This is a genomic window from Cupriavidus cauae (assembly GCF_026210475.1).
In the GTDB taxonomy this organism is placed as follows: Bacteria; Pseudomonadota; Gammaproteobacteria; order Burkholderiales; family Burkholderiaceae; genus Cupriavidus; species Cupriavidus cauae.
In genome coordinates this window covers 2,460,046-2,475,189 of sequence record NZ_CP080293.1, presented here as the reverse complement: position 1 = coordinate 2,475,189, position 15,144 = coordinate 2,460,046, and the positions used below count along the sequence as shown (strand labels likewise).

The window sequence follows — 15,144 nt, the reverse complement described above, 5'->3', positions numbered from 1 at the left end:
GAGAGCGTGATGAAGATTCTGCAAATCGATTCGAGCGTGCTGGGCGACAACTCGGTGTCCCGCAACCTGACGGCGCAAGTGGTGGCGGATCTGCGCGCCCGCCATCCGGAAGCGACCCTGACCGTGCGCGACCTGGACAAGGAGGCGGCGCCTCACCTGTCCGGCCATCTGCTGCCGGTGCTGGGCGGCCCGAAGGAAGGGCTGGACCCGGTGCAGCAGGCCGAGCTGGAGCGCACCGAGGCCTGGCTGAAGGAATTCCTGGAGGCCGACGTGCTGGTGCTGGGCGTGCCGCAATACAACTTCGGCATCCCGAGCCAGCTCAAGGGCTGGATCGACCGGATCGCGCAAGCGGGCCGCACCTTCCGCTATACCGAGAACGGTCCGGTCGGCCTGGCCGGCGGCAAGAAGACGATCGTGGTGTCCTCGCGCGGCGGCATGCGCCAGGATCCGAACGGGCTGGACCTGCATGAGGTCACGATCGACACGGTGCTGCGCTTCCTCGGCATCACGGACATCACCTATGTCCGCGCCCATGGCCTGGCGATGGGTCCGGAATACCGGGCTGCCGGCCTCGATGCCGCCAAGCGCGAACTGGCCGCGCTGAACGACGAGGACGGCCGCCTGGCCGCCTGATCGCGGCGCTTCGGCGCGGTGCTCGGCGCAGTGCTTGCACATGCCGCTGGCGGCCCGCGCCGTCAGCGGTTGACCGACTCCCCGCAGGGAGGGATCGCGTCTATGATGGAGCGGTTCGTACCTGCGGTTTCGGCGTACGCCCACTCGGGGGAGCAGGCGCTGCCGCGCGATGCGCGGGCTGGCCGGAACCGGCCACGGCGACGGTGCCAGGCAGGCATCGCCTCGCCATCGACACCGGAGCCCGCATGCCCTCTTCCCTGTTGCCCGCCAGCGTCGTCCACCCTCCCCAGGAACCGGCGCTGCTGTCCCGGTACCGCCATATCCGGGCCGCCACCGAAGCGATGGTGGCCGATATCAGCGACGCCGACGCGACGGTGCAATCGATGGACGATGCCAGCCCGGCCAAATGGCATCTGGCCCATACCACCTGGTTCTTCGAGGAATTCGTGCTGACCGCGCGCATCCCCGGCTACGAGCCGGTCGATGCGCGCTACCGCTATCTGTTCAATTCGTATTACGAGGCGGTCGGCGCACGCCATCCGCGCCCGCGCCGCGGCTTGCTGAGCCGGCCGACGCTGGACGAGGTGCTGGCCTACCGGGAAGCTGTCGACGAGGCGATGTTCGATCTGCTGATGCGCGCGCAGACCGACGAGGAAGCCGCGCTGATCGAGCTGGGCCTCAATCACGAGCAGCAGCATCAGGAGCTGCTGCTGACCGACATCCTGCATCTGTTCGCGCAGAACCCGCTCAAGCCGGCCTTCGCGCCCGAGCTGGTGGCGCCGGTGATCGCCGACCCGCGCCCGGTGCCGGAATGGTTGACGTTTTCCGGCGGCGTGGTGGCGATCGGCCATGAGATGGGCCCGGACCGCGCGGGCTTCGCCTTCGATTGCGAGGGTCCGCGGCACCAGGTGCTGCTGCGCCCCTATCAGCTGTGCTCGCATCCGGTGACCAACCGGCAGTGGTTCGAATTCATCGAGGATGGCGGCTATCGCAGCGCCGGGCTGTGGCTGTCGGACGGCTGGCGCTGGGTCGGCGAGCAAGGCATCGAGGCACCGCTGTACTGGGAGGAGCGCGACGGCACCTGGTGGCAGATGACGCTGCGCGGCATGCATCCGGTCGACCCGGAGAGCCCGGTCACCCATATCAGCTACTACGAGGCGGACGCCTTCGCGCGCTGGGCCGAGCGCCGCCTGCCGACCGAGGCCGAATGGGAACACGCGGCCCGCAACCTGCCGGCCACCGGCAATTTCCTCGAGGGCCGCGCACTGCGGCCGCTGCCCGACCGGCAGAACACCGCGGGCGTGCTGCGCCAGATGTACGGCGATGTCTGGGAATGGACCGCCAGCGCCTTCCTGCCCTATCCGGGCTTCCGCCCCAGCCCCGGCGCGGTCGGCGAGTACAACGGCAAGTTCATGAGCAACCAGATGGTGCTGCGCGGCGGATCGTGCGTGACACCCGAATCCCATATCCGCGCCACCTACCGCAATTTCTTCTATCCCCACCAGCGCTGGCAGTTCACCGGCGTGCGGCTGGCGGACGATGCCTGAGCGGGCCGAGGGGAACGTGCGGCGCCGGCCCTGACGATCCTACCAACCGGCCTTGCCCTTCCCCTTGCCGCCGTCCATCGGCGTGTCCGGGAACTGCTTCTGCCAGCGCGAGCGCAGCCCCTGGGCGATTTCGGGCTGGTTGTAGCGCTCGGCGAAATCGATCGCCGTCATGCCCTGCTGGTTGCGGATCCGGATGTCGGCGCCCTCGTCCAGCAGCAGCTTGACCGTCTCGATATGGCCGCCGCGCGTGGCCATCATCAGCGGCGTGGTGCCGTTCGGGCTCTCCGCGTCGACATAGGCGGACTCTTCCAGCAGGTAGCGGACGATCTCCAGATGGCCGTTGGTGGCCGCGTAGTGCAGCGGCGTCCAGCCGGTCTTGTTGATCTCGACCTGGCGCTGCCCGACCATCCGCTTGACCATGTCGAGCTGGCCCTGCAGGCATGCCATCATCAGCGCGGTCTCGCCGGCGGCGTTGGTCTTGTCGAAGTCCAGGTTCTTGGCCTCGATCAGCGCCTCGGCCGCCTTCAGCGACTTTTCGCGCAGCGCCGCCACCAGCAGCGGATCGCCGCGGCGGTCGGTCAGGTTCGGATCGACGCCGCGCGAAAGCAGCTTGCGGACTTCATAGCCATTGTCGAGCTCGACCGCCAGCCGCAGGTCGTCGGCCGGCGCCGCCAGCACCGGCAGCGCGCCGCCGGTCAGCGCCGCGGCCAGCACGGTGGCCAGCAAGGGGCGGCGCAACGACTTGATATCAAGCATTAGCAGTCCTCTCCATGTGCTTGAATAGATTGAAGAAGTTGTCCGTGGTTTGCCGCGCGACCTGCTCCACGGGCAGCCCCCGCAGTGTGGCGATGAACTCGCCGACATGCCGCACCCAGGCCGGCTCGTTGGTCTTGCCGCGGTACGGCACCGGCGCCAGGTACGGCGAATCGGTCTCGATCAGCATCCGGTCCAATGGCACCTTGCGCGCGGTCTCCTGCAGGTCGACCGCGTTCTTGAAGGTGACGATGCCCGAGAACGAGATATGGAAGCCCATGTCCAGCGCCTGCTTGGCGACGTCCCAGGTCTCGGTGAAGCAGTGCAGCACGCCGCCGACCGCGCCGGCATCCTCTTCGCGCATCAGCCGCAGCGTGTCCTCGGCCGACGAGCGGGTATGGATGATCAACGGCTTGCCGGTCTGCCGGGCGGCGCGGATATGGGTGCGGAAACGCTCCCGCTGCCACTCCATTTCGTCGATGCTGCGGCCGTTGAGCCGGTAATAGTCAAGCCCCGTCTCGCCGGTGCCGACCACCCTCGGATGGTTCGACAGCGTGACCAGCCGCTCGACCGTCGGCTCCTCGGCGCCCTCCTCGTAGTCCGGATGCACGCCCACCGAGGCGTACAGGTTCGCATGCTGCTCGGCCAGCCCGAGCACGCGCGGGAAGTCCTCCAGCGTCACCGAGATGCACAGCGCATGGGTGACCTGGTTCTCCTGCATATGCGCCAGCAGTTCGGGCAGCCGCGCGGACAGGTCGGGGAAATCGAGGTGGCAGTGGGAGTCGACGAACATGGCAGTTGGGGAAATCGGGCGGAGCGGGCGGGTTTGGGGGCGACTTTCGGCGTATCGGAAAGATCAGGCGCCCTGATCGACGCGCCGCCCCATGATGATCAGGTCGCGCTCGATGCCATCGAGCACCGCGACGCGCGGCAGTTCGCCCCAGCGGGCAAAGCCCAGCCGCTCGAACAGCGCCAGGCTGGGCGCGTTGTGGCCGAAGATGAAGCCGAGCAAGGTGTTGACGCCGATGGCGGGCGCGTGGGCCATCGCCCGTTCCAGCAGCAGCCGGCCCAGGCCCTTGCCGCGGTAGCGATCGTCGAGATAGATCGACACCTCGCTGGTGGCGCCGTAAGCCGGCCGGCCATAGAAATCCGAATAGCTGAGCCAGCCGGCCAGTTGGCCACCGGCATCCTCGACCACCCACAACGGCCGGCGCTCGGGGCCGTGGGCATCGAACCAGGGCTGGCGCGAGGCGACGCTGACCGGCTCGGTGTCGGCGGTGACCATGCGCGAGGCAACCGTGCCGTTGTAGATCGCGACGATGCCGGGCAGGTCCTGGCGCTGTGCGTCACGCACGGTGAAACCGCTTGCTTCCATGTTTCTCTTCTTTTAAATCAAGTTGTTATCGTAGGTACTTCAAGTCTTGCATAAGGTTGTCGTGGGGCCGGGCGCCGGCCACGCTCGGGCCGGCTGCCGCTGAAACAGGTGCCGGTAGTCCATCAGCACCGCCTCCATCACCAGCCGCGCCGCCAGCGGATGCTGCTCGTGGCGCCGGTGCTGGACCAGCCGTGCCGCAAACGCCTGCAGCCGATGCGCGTCGGTGGCACCGGCGCAGCGCCGCAGCGCCGCCATCTCGCCGGGGAAGTAGCGCGCGCCGGCCTCGCCGCCCAGGCACAACGCCAGCAGATCGTAGGTCCAGCGTTGCAGGATACCGAGTACCGAGGGCACCGGCAGCTTCTGCAACTGCTCGGCGGCGGCCAGCGCGTCGAGCGACGGGCCGGTGGCGAGCTGGCCGACCAGCCAGCGCTGCAGCGGCAGCTCCTCCGCCTCGGCCGCATGCAGCGCGGTCAGTGGCGCGCCGCCGGCCTGGGCCAGCTGCGCCGGCGCATCGGCGACGCCCTGGGCTTTCAGCCATTCCAGCGCGGCCTGCTCGCTCGGCCGGCGCAGCGCGACCTGGCGGCAGCGCGACAGGATGGTCGGCAGGATCCGGTCGATGCGGTCGGTGACCAGCAGGAACACCGTCGCGGGCGGCGGCTCTTCCAGCGTCTTCAGCAGCGCGTTGGCGCCCTCGTGCTGCAGCGCATCGAGCGGATACACCACCACGGGACGCAGGCCCGAGCGGTGCGTGCCGATGCCGACCGCCTCGATCAGCGCCCGCACCTGCTCCATCCGGATGATCTTGCTCGGCGCCTTCTTCTTGCCGCCGCCGTCGTCCGCCTTGGCGTCGGTATCCGCATCGCCGCCCTCCATCGCCTCGGGCCGCACCACGGTGAAGTCCGGGTGATTGCCCTGGCCGAACCAGTGGCAGGCGGCGCAGGTGCCGCAGGGCTGGCCGTCGGCGAGCGGCGTGTCGCACAGCAGCGCCTGAGCAAAGTGCAGCGCCAGGTCGCGCTTGCCGATGCCCTGCTGGCCGTGCAGCAGCAGCGCGTGCGGCAGCCGGTCGCGCAGCGCCATCAGTTGCCGCCAGTCTTCGGTTTGCCAGGGATAGAGCATGGAAATCAACAGGTTATCGGCAGGAGTTGATGTTGTTTGAGAGGATGCGACGTTGTTGCCGCGTTGTTGCGGATTCTGCAACGACGGCGCGACCCCTCATATCATCGAGACTTGATACTTTCTTCAATTCAAAGACTTGCAAGAATCTGCTCAAGCGTTTTCTGAATCTCCGCGATCGGCCGCGTGCTGTCGATCAGCCGGAAGCGCGCCGGCGCCTCCTCGGCCCGCCGCAGGTATTCGGCCCGTGTCCGCGCGAAAAAGGCGGCCGACTCGGCCTCGAACTTGTCCGGTTCGCGCGCCCCGGCCAGCCGGGCGCTGGCCACCTCCAGCGGCACGTCGAACAGCAGCGTCAGATCCGGCTGCAGATCGCCCTGCACCCAGCGCTCCAGCGTTTCCAGCCGCTCGCGGGCCAGGCCGCGGCCGCCGCCCTGGTAAGCGAAGGTCGCATCGGTAAAACGATCGGAGATGACCCAATCGCCACGTGCCAACGCCGGTTCGATGACCTCGGCCAGATGCTCCCGGCGGGCGGCGAACATCAGCAGCGCCTCGGTTTCCAGATGCATCGGCCGGTGCAGCAGCAGCTGGCGCAGGTCCTCGCCGAGCGCGGTGCCGCCCGGCTCGCGCGTGGTCACCACGCGCCTGCCCTGCCCCAGCCGTTGCTGCAGCTGCCCGGCGAACCAGGCCAGGTGGGTGCTCTTGCCCGCCCCGTCGATGCCTTCGAAGGTAATGAATGTTCCGCGCATGGCGATGCTGTTCGTGATTATTTGCCGCGCTGGTATTGATCGACCGCGCGATTGTGTTCGGGAAGCGAGTTGGAGAAGTGGCTGGTGCCATCGCCGCGGGCGACGAAATACAGCGCGTCGGTCGGCGCCGGCGTGGTCGCCGCCGCCAGCGACGCCACGCCCGGCAAGGCGATCGGCGTGGGCGGCAGGCCGGTGCGGGTGTACGTATTGTACGGAGTGTCGGCCTGCAGATCGCGCTTGCGCAGGTTGCCGTCGAACATCTCGCCGATGCCGTAGATCACGGTCGGATCGGTCTGCAGCATCATGTTCTTGCGCAGCCGGTTGATGAAGACCGCGGCGATCATCGGCCGCTCGGCCGCCTGACCGGTCTCCTTCTCGACGATCGACGCCATGATCAGCGCCTCGTACGGCGTCTTGTACGGCAGGTCCGGCGAGCGCGCGTTCCAGGCCTCGTTCAGCCGCCGCTGCATCGCCCGGTAGGCGTGCTTGTACAGCTCGACGTCGCTGCTGCCGCGCGCGAACAGATAGGTATCCGGAAAGAACAGCCCCTCGGCCGAGGGCTCGGTGGCGCCGATCGCCTTCAGCAGCTCGGCCTCGCTCATGCCTTTGGTGTCGTGGCGCAGCGCGGGATGGGCATCCACGGCGGCGCGCATCCGGCGGAATTCCCAGCCCTCGATCACGGTCAGCACATGGTGGTTGACCTCGCCGCGGGCGATGCGGCCGATTACCTGCAGCGGCGTGACGCCGCTCTCGAACTGGTAGCCGCCGGCCTTCAGGCTGGCGTGGTTGCCGGTCAGCCGGGCCAGCAGCACGAACAGCCGGGCATCGATCGGCACGCCGCCCCTGGCCACCTGGCGGGCGACGCTCGGCACGCTGGAATTGGGTTTGATGATGACCTCGAGCGGCGAGCTGCGCAGCGTCAGCGGCTGGTTGGCCCACCAGGCGAAGGCGCCGGCGGCGGCCAGCGCGAATGCCACGGCGGCCAGAACCAGCCGGGAAAGAAAACGTTTCATCGACAAGCTTGGGTAAGTGCGGGTCTGAATGAGGGCCAAACTGCGGGGATAAACGCGAAGACAAGCGCGGATCTCTCGTGAATCGGGCCGCCGGCCTGCCGGGCAGCACGAAAACGGGCAAGCGGCAGGAGTGGCAGGCTCAACAGGTGACCGAGAAGACGGCCGCCGGCCGCAATGACGGCAGACCCATATAATACCGGGAGCCTTGTCCGGGGCCGCCGCTCACCGCGTCACAAGTTGTGACAGGCCCCGCACAAGCCATCCGCCAACCGTGCCGGCCTGAGCCGGCTTCGAATCGAATTCCATCCATGCACGCCCCGAATCCCGCCCGCGCCACCCAGTTCGCCGCCCTGCGCCAGGACGGCGTCGTTTGCCGCCCCGCCGAGCTGGGCCTGATCCGGGTGGCCGGCGATGACGCCGCCACCTTCCTGCATACCCAGCTGACCAATGCCGTCGAGGACCTGCCCGCCGGACAGGCCCGGCTGGCCGGCTACTGCTCGCCCAAGGGCCGCCTGCTGGCGACGCTGCTGATCTGGCGCGATGCGCAGGGCATTGCCATGCAGCTGTCGGCCGACCTGCAGCCGGCGATCCAGAAGCGGCTGTCGATGTTCGTGCTGCGCGCCAAGGCCAGGCTGTCGGACCTGGGCGCCGAATCGGGCATCGTCGGGGTGGCCGGCGCCAAGGGCGCCAGCGCGCTGTCCGCCGCCGGCCTGCCCGCGCCGGCCGAGCCCTGGACCACCGCCAGCGCCGGCGAGGCGACGGTGATCCGCCTGCCCGATGCCGACGGCGTGCCGCGCTGGCAGGTCGTGGCGCCGGCCGCGCAGGCCGATGCCGTGCAGCAAACGCTTGGCACCACGCTGCTGCCGGCCGATGCCGAGCTGTGGGACTGGCTGGAGATCCGCGCCGGCATCCCGCGCATCGTGGTCGCGACGCAGGAACAGTTCGTGCCGCAGATGATCAATTTCGAGCTGATCGGCGGCGTCAATTTCCGCAAGGGCTGCTATCCGGGCCAGGAAGTCGTCGCGCGCAGCCAGTATCGCGGCACACTCAAGCGCCGCATGTGGCTGGTCAGCGGCGAAGGCGAGACCCCGGACGCAGGCGCCGAAATCTATCGCGCCGACGATCCCGGCCAGCCGAGCGGCATGATCGTCAACGCCGCGCCCAAGCCCGATGGCGCCGGCTGGGACGCGCTGGCCGAACTGAAGATCGATGCGGCCGGCGCCAGCCTGCATCTTGGCCATGCCGAGGGGCTGGCGGTCACCGTGGGCGAGCTGCCCTACCCGGTGCCGCTGCTGGCCACCGATCCGGCCGCCTGACGCCGCGTGAGGCCGGGCAGGCCGCAGCGTCCAACAGGTCCATCAATGGTCAATCAGCTCCATCAGGCCCATCAGGCCCATCAGGCCCATCAGGCCCATCAGGCCCATCAGGCCCATCAGGCCCATCAGGCCCATCAGGCCCATCAGGTGCATCAGGTGCATCAGGTGCATCAGGTGCATCAGGTGCATCAGGTGCATCAGGTGCATCAGGTGCATCAGGTGCATCAGGTCCATCACGTCCATCGGGTCCGCAAGGAGACGCCGCGATGAGCGACCACCTGTTCGTCTACTTCCGCGTGCGCGAGCACGAGGCCGCCGAGGCGCTGCCGCACTGGCACCGCTGGATGGCCACGGTGGCCGAAGCCACCGGGATCGGTGGTACGCTGATGCGCAGGCCCGAAACCCGCGCCGGCCTGCAGACCTGGATGGAGGCCTACGCCGACGTGCCGCCGGCCTTCGATGCGACGCTCGACGGACTGTGGCGGCAAAGCGGTTTGCAGCACTGGCTCGAAGGCGAGCGCCAGGTCGAAAAGTTCGTCGACCTGGACCTGTTGTAGCGCGGCGCCGCCTGCATCGATGCACTGCACCGATGCAGCGGCCCGCAACAAGGAATGGCTTATGTGTTTGATCCTCGTCGCCTGGCAGGCCCACCCCGACTATGCGTTGGTGGTCGCGGCCAATCGCGATGAATTCCATGTCCGCCCGGCGGCGCCGGCGCACTGGTGGGACGATGCGCCCGAGGTGCTGGCCGGCCGGGACCAGGCGGACGTGATCGGCGAACCCGGCACCTGGATGGGCGTGACCGCCGGCGGGCGCTTTGCCGCGCTGACCAATTACCGCGCGCCCTCCGAGAAGCGCACCGATGCGCGCTCGCGCGGCGAACTGGTGGCGGGCTTCCTGCGCGGCGAGTCGTCGCCGGAGCAATATGTCGGCGATCTCGCCCGTGGTGCCGGCATCCGCGGGCCTGGCGCCTACAACGGCTTCAATCTGCTGGCGGGCGATCTGGATGCGCTGTGGTGGTACAGCAACCGCTCGCCCGACGGCGCGCCGCAGCGGCTCAAGCCCGGCCTGTACGGCCTGTCCAACGCGCTGCTCGACACGCCCTGGCCCAAGGTCCGCAGCCGCGTCGGCGCGCTGGCCGAGACGCTGGCCGCCGATACCGGCGCGCCCAATGCCAGCGTCGAGCCCTATCTGGCTCTCTTGGCCGATACCCGCCAGGCCTGCGATTTCGAATTGCCGCAGACGGGCGTCGCGCCCGAATGGGAAAAGCTGCTGTCGTCGGCCTTTATCCGCTCGCCCTCGTACGGCACGCGCGCCAGCACCGTGCTGCGGGTGCGCCACGACGGCCGCTTCGACCTGAGCGAGCGCAGCTTCGATGCGGCGGGGCCGACCGGCGAGGTGTCGTACCGGGGCCAGATGAACGTCGCCAGCCGCGCCGGCACGATTCCGGCGCCACGCTGATTCCTTGCGTCGTTCCCGCGCAGGCGGGAACGCAGCGACGTTGACGAGCGTAGACCGTAGACCCGTAGATCCGTAGGCCGATAGGCACGCCGGGCCCCGCATGCGTGCGGCCGGCAGCCTTGGCACTCAACTCGACAGATAGCGCCGCACGGTCCGCGCGCCTGCCAGCGCGATCCATCCCATCGTCAGCGCCACCAGGCCGAGTCCATAGCGCAGGTCGCTGGCATGCGCGACGCCGCCGATCATCACCGGCCCCAGCATCAGCCCGATATAGCCGAAGCGCGCCACCCGCGAAATCCCCTCGGCCGGCGGGACCCCCGGCAGCTTCGACGCCGCCACGAAGAAGATCGGCACCATATTGGCCGCGCCCAGGCCCATCATCGCAAAGCCCAGCAGGCTCGCCCACGGCGCCGGCCACAGCAGCGCCAGGCTGATGCCGACAAAGGCCAGCCAGGCGCTCGCCGTCAGCGTGCCGGCATCGCTCCAGCGCGCCCGCGCCAGATCGCCGGTGAAGCGGCCGACCGCCATGCCGCCGGAGAAGGCGGCATAGCCGAAGCTGATCCAGCCGATCGGCGCCTGCGCGATCTCACGCATATAGACGCTGGTCCAGTCGTACATCGCGCCCTCGCCCACCAGCCCGAGAAACGCCATCAGGCCCAGCAGCCACAGCGCGCGGCCGGCATGGTCGTGGCCCTTGTCGGCGTGCGGCGCGGTCGGATGGTCGGGCAGCAGCCAGCGCTTCGAGGCCAGCCCGACGCCGGCGGTCAGCAGCGCCATGCCGATCGCGTGCGCCAGCGGCGCGACCTGCAGCGACAGCAACAGCCCGCCCACTGCCGCGCCTACCATGCCGCCGAGGCTGAACATGCCGTGCAGCGCGGACATGATGGGTTTGTGGCGCTGCGATTCGACCGTGGCGGCCTGCGCGTTCATCGCGACGTCGAACACGGCGCTGGCCATGCCGAAGGCGATCAGCGCGGGCACCAGCGCGTAGAAATGCGGCATCGCCAGGATCGCGATGGTGGCCAGGCCATAGGCGACGCCGCCCGACATGCAGGCGCGCGTGCTGCCGACCCTGGAGATCCACCGTCCCACCGGCCCCATCGCGATGATGGCGCCGAAGGCCACCGCCAGCATGGCCATCGACAGCACGGCGTCGGACAGGCCGAAGCGCGTCTTGATGGTCGGGATATGAACGCCCCAGGTGGCGAAGGTCGCGCCATTGACGAAGAACAGCGCCATCGTGGCCCAGGTGGCCGGCGCGGTGCGCGGCGGCGGGGGCGGATCGGCGGGTGCGGGAGATGGCGATACGGGCGCGGCGGACTGCCGCGGCAGATCGGTCGAAAGGTCGTTCATGCGAGACGGTTGGTACGGCTCGTTGCGGCTTGGTGGGGCTTGGTGCGGCTTGCCGCTTGGTGCGGCTTCCGGCTCGATGTGGCTTGGCACGGCGCCAAACGAGGACAGCCGCGCCAAGTGCAAAGCAATCTCAAGGCAATCTCAAGGCAATCTCAAGGCATGCCCAAGAGTGCGCCGACGGACCCTGCATGGTCTCATACCGCCGCCGCGGCGGCCGTCGGCCGATGGCTGACGCGCCGGCCGTCCGAAGTCCCGAGCCCGCCCGGGACTAGCCTTGCGCCCCGCCCCCCAGCCGCTTGCGCATCTCGATATGGGGAATGCCGGCTTCCTCGAACGGCTCGCCGACCTGCTGGAAGCCGACGCGGGCGTAGAACGGCGCCGCATGCGACTGCGCGTTGAGCACCAGTTCGGGATAGCCGAGTTCCTCGGCCTTGGCCATCAGCGCATCGAGCACCCGCGCGCCGATGCCGGTGCCGCGCGCGCTGGCCAGCACCGCCATGCGGCCGATATGGCCGTCCGGCAGCAGCCGGCCGGTCGCCACCGGGACGCCCTGCGCGTCATAGGCGATCGCATGCCAGCTGGGCTCGTCCCACTCGTCCCATTCGAGTTCGACCGGCACGCCCTGCTCTTCGACGAACACGGCATAGCGGATCGCGCGCGCGGTCTCGCGCGCTTCGGACCAGGGCAGCAGGCGAACGGTGAGAGTCATGATGGGAGGGATGACGCGACGGTTGCGAGGATCGGCATGATACTCGCGTCGGGCCGATCTTTCAGCGGACCTGGTCGGCGCCGGCGGGATGGCGAGATCGCGGGATCGCGGGATCGCGAGATGGCGAGATGGCGAGATGGCGAGATGGCGAGATGGCGAGATGGCGAGATGGCGAGATGGCGAGATGGCGAGATGGCGAGATGGCGAGATGGCGAGATGGCGGTCGCGCGCGGCAGGCGCGCGACCGCCTCTCGACCACCCCCGAAGGCAGGCTTACTGCTCCGGCGCCACCGTCTCGTAGGTCACGATCGCCTCGCGCACCGCGGCCGGCACCGGCGCCGAACGCTGCGTCGCCGGATCGGCGCAGACGTAGACGATCTCGCCGGTGATCAGGTGCTCGTCGCCGCGGTACATCTCGACGCGGAACAGCATGCTGGAGCGGCCGATGCGCGCGATGCGGCCGCGAATGTCGAGCATGTCGTCGAAGCGGGCCGAGCCGTGGTATTCCAGCGTCGATTTGACGACGTACATGTCGACGCCATGCGCGTGCAGCACGTCCTCGGGATAGCGGATGCCGACCGCGCGCCAGTACTCGGTCACGCAGATGTCGCAATAGGTCAGGTAATGCGCGTTGAAGACGATCGACTGCGGATCGACCTCGGCCCAGCGCACGCGCAACGGCATGCTGTGGCGAAACTCTTCCTTGGCCATGCGGATTCCTCGGAGTGAGTCGTGAAGGAGGCCGTCGTCCCCGCTGCGGCGGGGACGACGGCAAGGACGACAGCGGCGGGCTCTTGCGGCAGCGCCTTGCGCCGGCCCTTGCATCGGCCCTTGCATCGGCCCTTGCATCGGCCTTTGCATCGGCTTTTGCATCGGCATTTACTTCGGGCCCTTGCAGGCCCCTAGCCGCAGCCCGTTACTGCGGCCGTGCCAGGCCCAGCTTCTCGATGATGGCCTTTTCCTTCTTGACCGTATCGGCGGCGAACTTCGCGTACTGCTCGCTGTTCATGTAGAACGGCTCCATGTCGAACTTGGCCAGCGACTCGCGGTAGTTCGGCATTTCCATCGCCTGCTTGAAGGCGTCATGCAGCTTCTTGACGATCTTCGGATCGGTGCCCTTGGGCGCGGCCAGGCCGAACGGCGAGGTCTGCACGATGCCCAGGCCGAGCTCCTTCAGCGTCGGCACGTTGGGGAAGCGCGGCGAGCGCTTGTCGCCCCACACCGACAGCAGGCGCAGGCGGCCCTGTTCGACGTACGGCGCCCACGCCGGCGTGTCGGCCACCGACATCACGTGGCCACCCAGCAGCGCCTGCATCGACTCGGAATTGCCCTTGAACGGGATGTGCGAGAACTGGACGTTCTGCTTCATCGCCAGCTCTTCCATCGTCAGATGCAGCGTCGTCATCGAGCCGGGCGTGCCGTAGGTCAGCTTGCCCGGATTGGCCTTGGCGTAGGCGATGTACTCCTGCATGGTCTTGATCGGCGAATCGGCCGGCACGACCAGGCCGAAGGCATAGCCGGCCAGGTTGATCACATAGGTCAGGTCCTTGACCGGGTCCCAGTTGATCTTGGTGGTGTACGGCAGGCGGAACACCGGCAGCGGGATCTGCGCCAGCGTGTAGCCGTCGGGCGGCGTGGCCTGCATCATCTGCGCCGGCAGCACGCCGCCGGCACCGGGCTTGTTCTCGACGATCACCGGCTGGCCCAGGATCTTCGAGGCATTCTCCGCGAGCACGCGGAACGGGATATCGGTGGAACCGCCCGCGGTATAGCCGATGATGAGGCGGATCGGCTTCTGCGGGAAATTGTCCGCCTGGGCGTGGGCCGCGGGGGTGGCGGCCAGGCCGGTGACCGCGGCGGCGGCGATGGCGCCCGCACGGGCGAGGAAGTGGCGGCGTTGCATCTGTAGTCGTCTCCTGTTGCTACAAGGTACTGCTCGGGTACTCGATAACTGCCTGAAAAACCGGGGTTTCTGCGACCGCCTTGGCTTGGCATCGAGCGCGGCCCTAGACGGGCGGCGCGGTGCCGAAGGCCGTTCGCAACGCACGCACGGCATCGTCGTGCGCGCGCGCCACTGCCGGGACGAAGCGTCCCAGCTTGAAGAAATCATGGATCATGCCGGGGTAGTCCGCCACTTCTGCCGGCACGCCGGCCGCCCGCAGCTTCCGCGCATACGCGACGCCTTCGTCGTGCAGCGGGTCGTAGCCGGCCACCGCGATCCAGGCCGGACAGCATCCGGCCACGTCCGCACCGCTGCCGCCGCCATCGAGCGGCGCGAAGCGCCAGTCGTCGCGGCTCTGCTCGCGGTCCAGATACTGCGCGAAGAACCACTGGATCATCGACGCGGTCAGCAGGTAGCCGTCGGCCAGCACCCGCTGCGACGGCGTGTCCTGGCGCGCACTGGTGCCCGGATACAGCAGCATCTGCAGCACCGGCGCCAGGCCACGGTTGCGCGCCTCGACTGCGCAGGCCGCCGCCAGCGTGCCGCCGGCGCTGTCGCCGCCGAGCGCGATGCGGCTCGCATCGGCGCCCAGCCGCGGCGCCTGCTCGAAGACCCAGTGCAGCACGTCGAAGGCATCGTCGACCGCCGTTGGAAATTTCCATTGCGGCCCGAGCCGGTAGTCGACCGACAGCACCATCGCATCGGCGCGCGCGCACAGCAGCCGGCACAGTGGCTCGTGCGTGGCGATGCTGCCGACCGTGAAGCCGCCGCCGTGGAAGTACAGCAGCAGCGGCAACGGCTCGGCCCAGCTCGCCTCGCGCGGCGCATAGAGCCGCACCGGAATCGCATGGCCGTCGCGCGCCGGCACCGCCATGTCCTCGACGCTGTGCACCGGTGTGGGGGCCACGTCCAGGATCAGCGCGCTTTTCTCGTAGGCGATCTTGGCATCGGCCGGGTCCAGATGATGCAGCGGCGGCCGCTTGGCGCGCGCCACCATGTCCAGCAGCTGCGCGATCTGCGGATCGAGCGGCTGCGCCGGCATGCCTGGCGGAACAGAGGAGGCGGAAGACGCGGGGAACCCGGACGGGACAGCTGACATGAAGGCGAGGCGATCGTGCGGTGTGGCTTTGCGGTGGCGAACGGCCGGAACGCCCGGTCCAGTTCCTGCGGTGAAGTTCGAATT

Annotated in this window: 17 protein-coding genes; 5 read left to right on the top strand and 12 right to left on the bottom strand. The window is 68.7% G+C overall.

Going from position 1 to position 15,144, the window contains the following annotated elements; translation table 11 throughout:
- Positions 1–9: 9 nt before the first annotated feature.
- Both KZ686_RS11095 and egtB read left to right on the top strand, forming a co-directional pair.
- Complete coding sequence (locus KZ686_RS11095) at positions 10–633, top strand: FMN-dependent NADH-azoreductase (RefSeq protein WP_150082956.1); 624 nt, start codon at positions 10–12, stop codon at positions 631–633.
- Between the two features lie 245 nt (positions 634–878).
- Positions 879–2,180: an ergothioneine biosynthesis protein EgtB gene (gene egtB / locus KZ686_RS11090; protein WP_265632390.1), complete on the top strand. Its 1,302-nt coding sequence runs from the start codon at positions 879–881 to the stop codon at positions 2,178–2,180.
- Positions 2,181–2,219: 39 nt separating this feature from the next.
- Here the strand turns inward: egtB and KZ686_RS11085 are convergent, their stop codons facing one another.
- The 6 genes from KZ686_RS11085 to mltG form a co-directional block, all read right to left on the bottom strand.
- Positions 2,220–2,936 (bottom strand): ankyrin repeat domain-containing protein, encoded by a 717-nt coding sequence (locus KZ686_RS11085; protein ID WP_149318777.1) that lies wholly within the window; start codon positions 2,934–2,936, stop codon positions 2,220–2,222.
- The gene (locus KZ686_RS11080) at positions 2,929–3,726 is read right to left on the bottom strand and encodes a TatD family hydrolase (RefSeq protein WP_265632389.1); all 798 of its coding nucleotides are present in this window, start codon (positions 3,724–3,726) and stop codon (positions 2,929–2,931) included. The genes KZ686_RS11085 and KZ686_RS11080 overlap by 8 nt, the downstream gene beginning before the upstream one ends.
- A 63-nt stretch (positions 3,727–3,789) precedes the next feature.
- Positions 3,790–4,308, bottom strand: coding sequence for a GNAT family N-acetyltransferase (locus KZ686_RS11075; protein WP_149318779.1), 519 nt, complete (start codon positions 4,306–4,308; stop codon positions 3,790–3,792).
- A gap of 39 nt (positions 4,309–4,347) precedes the next feature.
- Positions 4,348–5,424 carry a DNA polymerase III subunit delta' gene (locus tag KZ686_RS11070; RefSeq protein WP_265633459.1) on the bottom strand — a complete coding sequence of 359 codons (1,077 nt, stop codon included), beginning with the start codon at positions 5,422–5,424 and terminating at the stop codon, positions 4,348–4,350.
- 128 nt (positions 5,425–5,552) lie between these two features.
- A complete protein-coding gene (gene tmk / locus KZ686_RS11065) occupies positions 5,553–6,167 on the bottom strand; it encodes a dTMP kinase (protein ID WP_149318780.1) in 615 nt (204 codons plus the stop codon).
- Between the two features lie 17 nt (positions 6,168–6,184).
- On the bottom strand, positions 6,185–7,180 hold the full coding sequence (gene mltG / locus KZ686_RS11060) for an endolytic transglycosylase MltG (protein ID WP_149318781.1): 996 nt from the start codon (positions 7,178–7,180) through the stop codon (positions 6,185–6,187).
- A 308-nt stretch (positions 7,181–7,488) separates the two neighbouring features.
- Between mltG and ygfZ the strand changes: the two genes are divergently transcribed.
- A complete protein-coding gene (gene ygfZ, locus KZ686_RS11055) occupies positions 7,489–8,496 on the top strand; it encodes a CAF17-like 4Fe-4S cluster assembly/insertion protein YgfZ (RefSeq protein ID WP_265632388.1) in 1,008 nt (335 codons plus the stop codon).
- Positions 8,497–8,538: 42 nt separating this feature from the next.
- On the opposite strand, the gene KZ686_RS11050 is transcribed toward ygfZ, so the two are convergent.
- Entirely contained in the window at positions 8,539–8,730 is a 192-nt protein-coding gene (locus tag KZ686_RS11050; RefSeq protein ID WP_265632387.1) for a hypothetical protein, read from the bottom strand.
- A gap of 32 nt (positions 8,731–8,762) precedes the next feature.
- Here KZ686_RS11050 and KZ686_RS11045 point away from each other — a divergent pair, with 32 nt between their 5' ends.
- Together KZ686_RS11045 and KZ686_RS11040 are read left to right on the top strand one after the other, a co-directional pair.
- Positions 8,763–9,053, top strand: a complete 291-nt coding sequence (locus tag KZ686_RS11045) for a DUF4936 family protein (protein ID WP_149318783.1) — start codon at positions 8,763–8,765, stop codon at positions 9,051–9,053.
- Positions 9,054–9,114: 61 nt separating this feature from the next.
- Positions 9,115–9,957: an NRDE family protein gene (locus tag KZ686_RS11040; protein ID WP_265632386.1), complete on the top strand. Its 843-nt coding sequence runs from the start codon at positions 9,115–9,117 to the stop codon at positions 9,955–9,957.
- 126 nt (positions 9,958–10,083) lie between these two features.
- On the opposite strand, the gene KZ686_RS11035 is transcribed toward KZ686_RS11040, so the two are convergent.
- The 5 genes from KZ686_RS11035 to KZ686_RS11015 form a co-directional block, all read right to left on the bottom strand.
- Positions 10,084–11,196 (bottom strand): MFS transporter, encoded by a 1,113-nt coding sequence (locus KZ686_RS11035; RefSeq protein ID WP_265633458.1) that lies wholly within the window; start codon positions 11,194–11,196, stop codon positions 10,084–10,086.
- Between the two features lie 382 nt (positions 11,197–11,578).
- A complete protein-coding gene (locus KZ686_RS11030; RefSeq protein WP_265632385.1) occupies positions 11,579–12,019 on the bottom strand; it encodes a GNAT family N-acetyltransferase in 441 nt (146 codons plus the stop codon).
- A 273-nt stretch (positions 12,020–12,292) separates the two neighbouring features.
- Positions 12,293–12,730: a YbgC/FadM family acyl-CoA thioesterase gene (locus tag KZ686_RS11025; RefSeq protein ID WP_023264187.1), complete on the bottom strand. Its 438-nt coding sequence runs from the start codon at positions 12,728–12,730 to the stop codon at positions 12,293–12,295.
- A gap of 205 nt (positions 12,731–12,935) precedes the next feature.
- Positions 12,936–13,922, bottom strand: a complete 987-nt coding sequence (locus KZ686_RS11020) for a tripartite tricarboxylate transporter substrate binding protein (protein WP_064573510.1) — start codon at positions 13,920–13,922, stop codon at positions 12,936–12,938.
- A 103-nt stretch (positions 13,923–14,025) separates the two neighbouring features.
- Positions 14,026–15,003, bottom strand: a complete 978-nt coding sequence (locus KZ686_RS11015) for an alpha/beta hydrolase (RefSeq protein WP_456064378.1) — start codon at positions 15,001–15,003, stop codon at positions 14,026–14,028.
- Between the last annotated feature and the right edge of the window lie 141 nt (positions 15,004–15,144).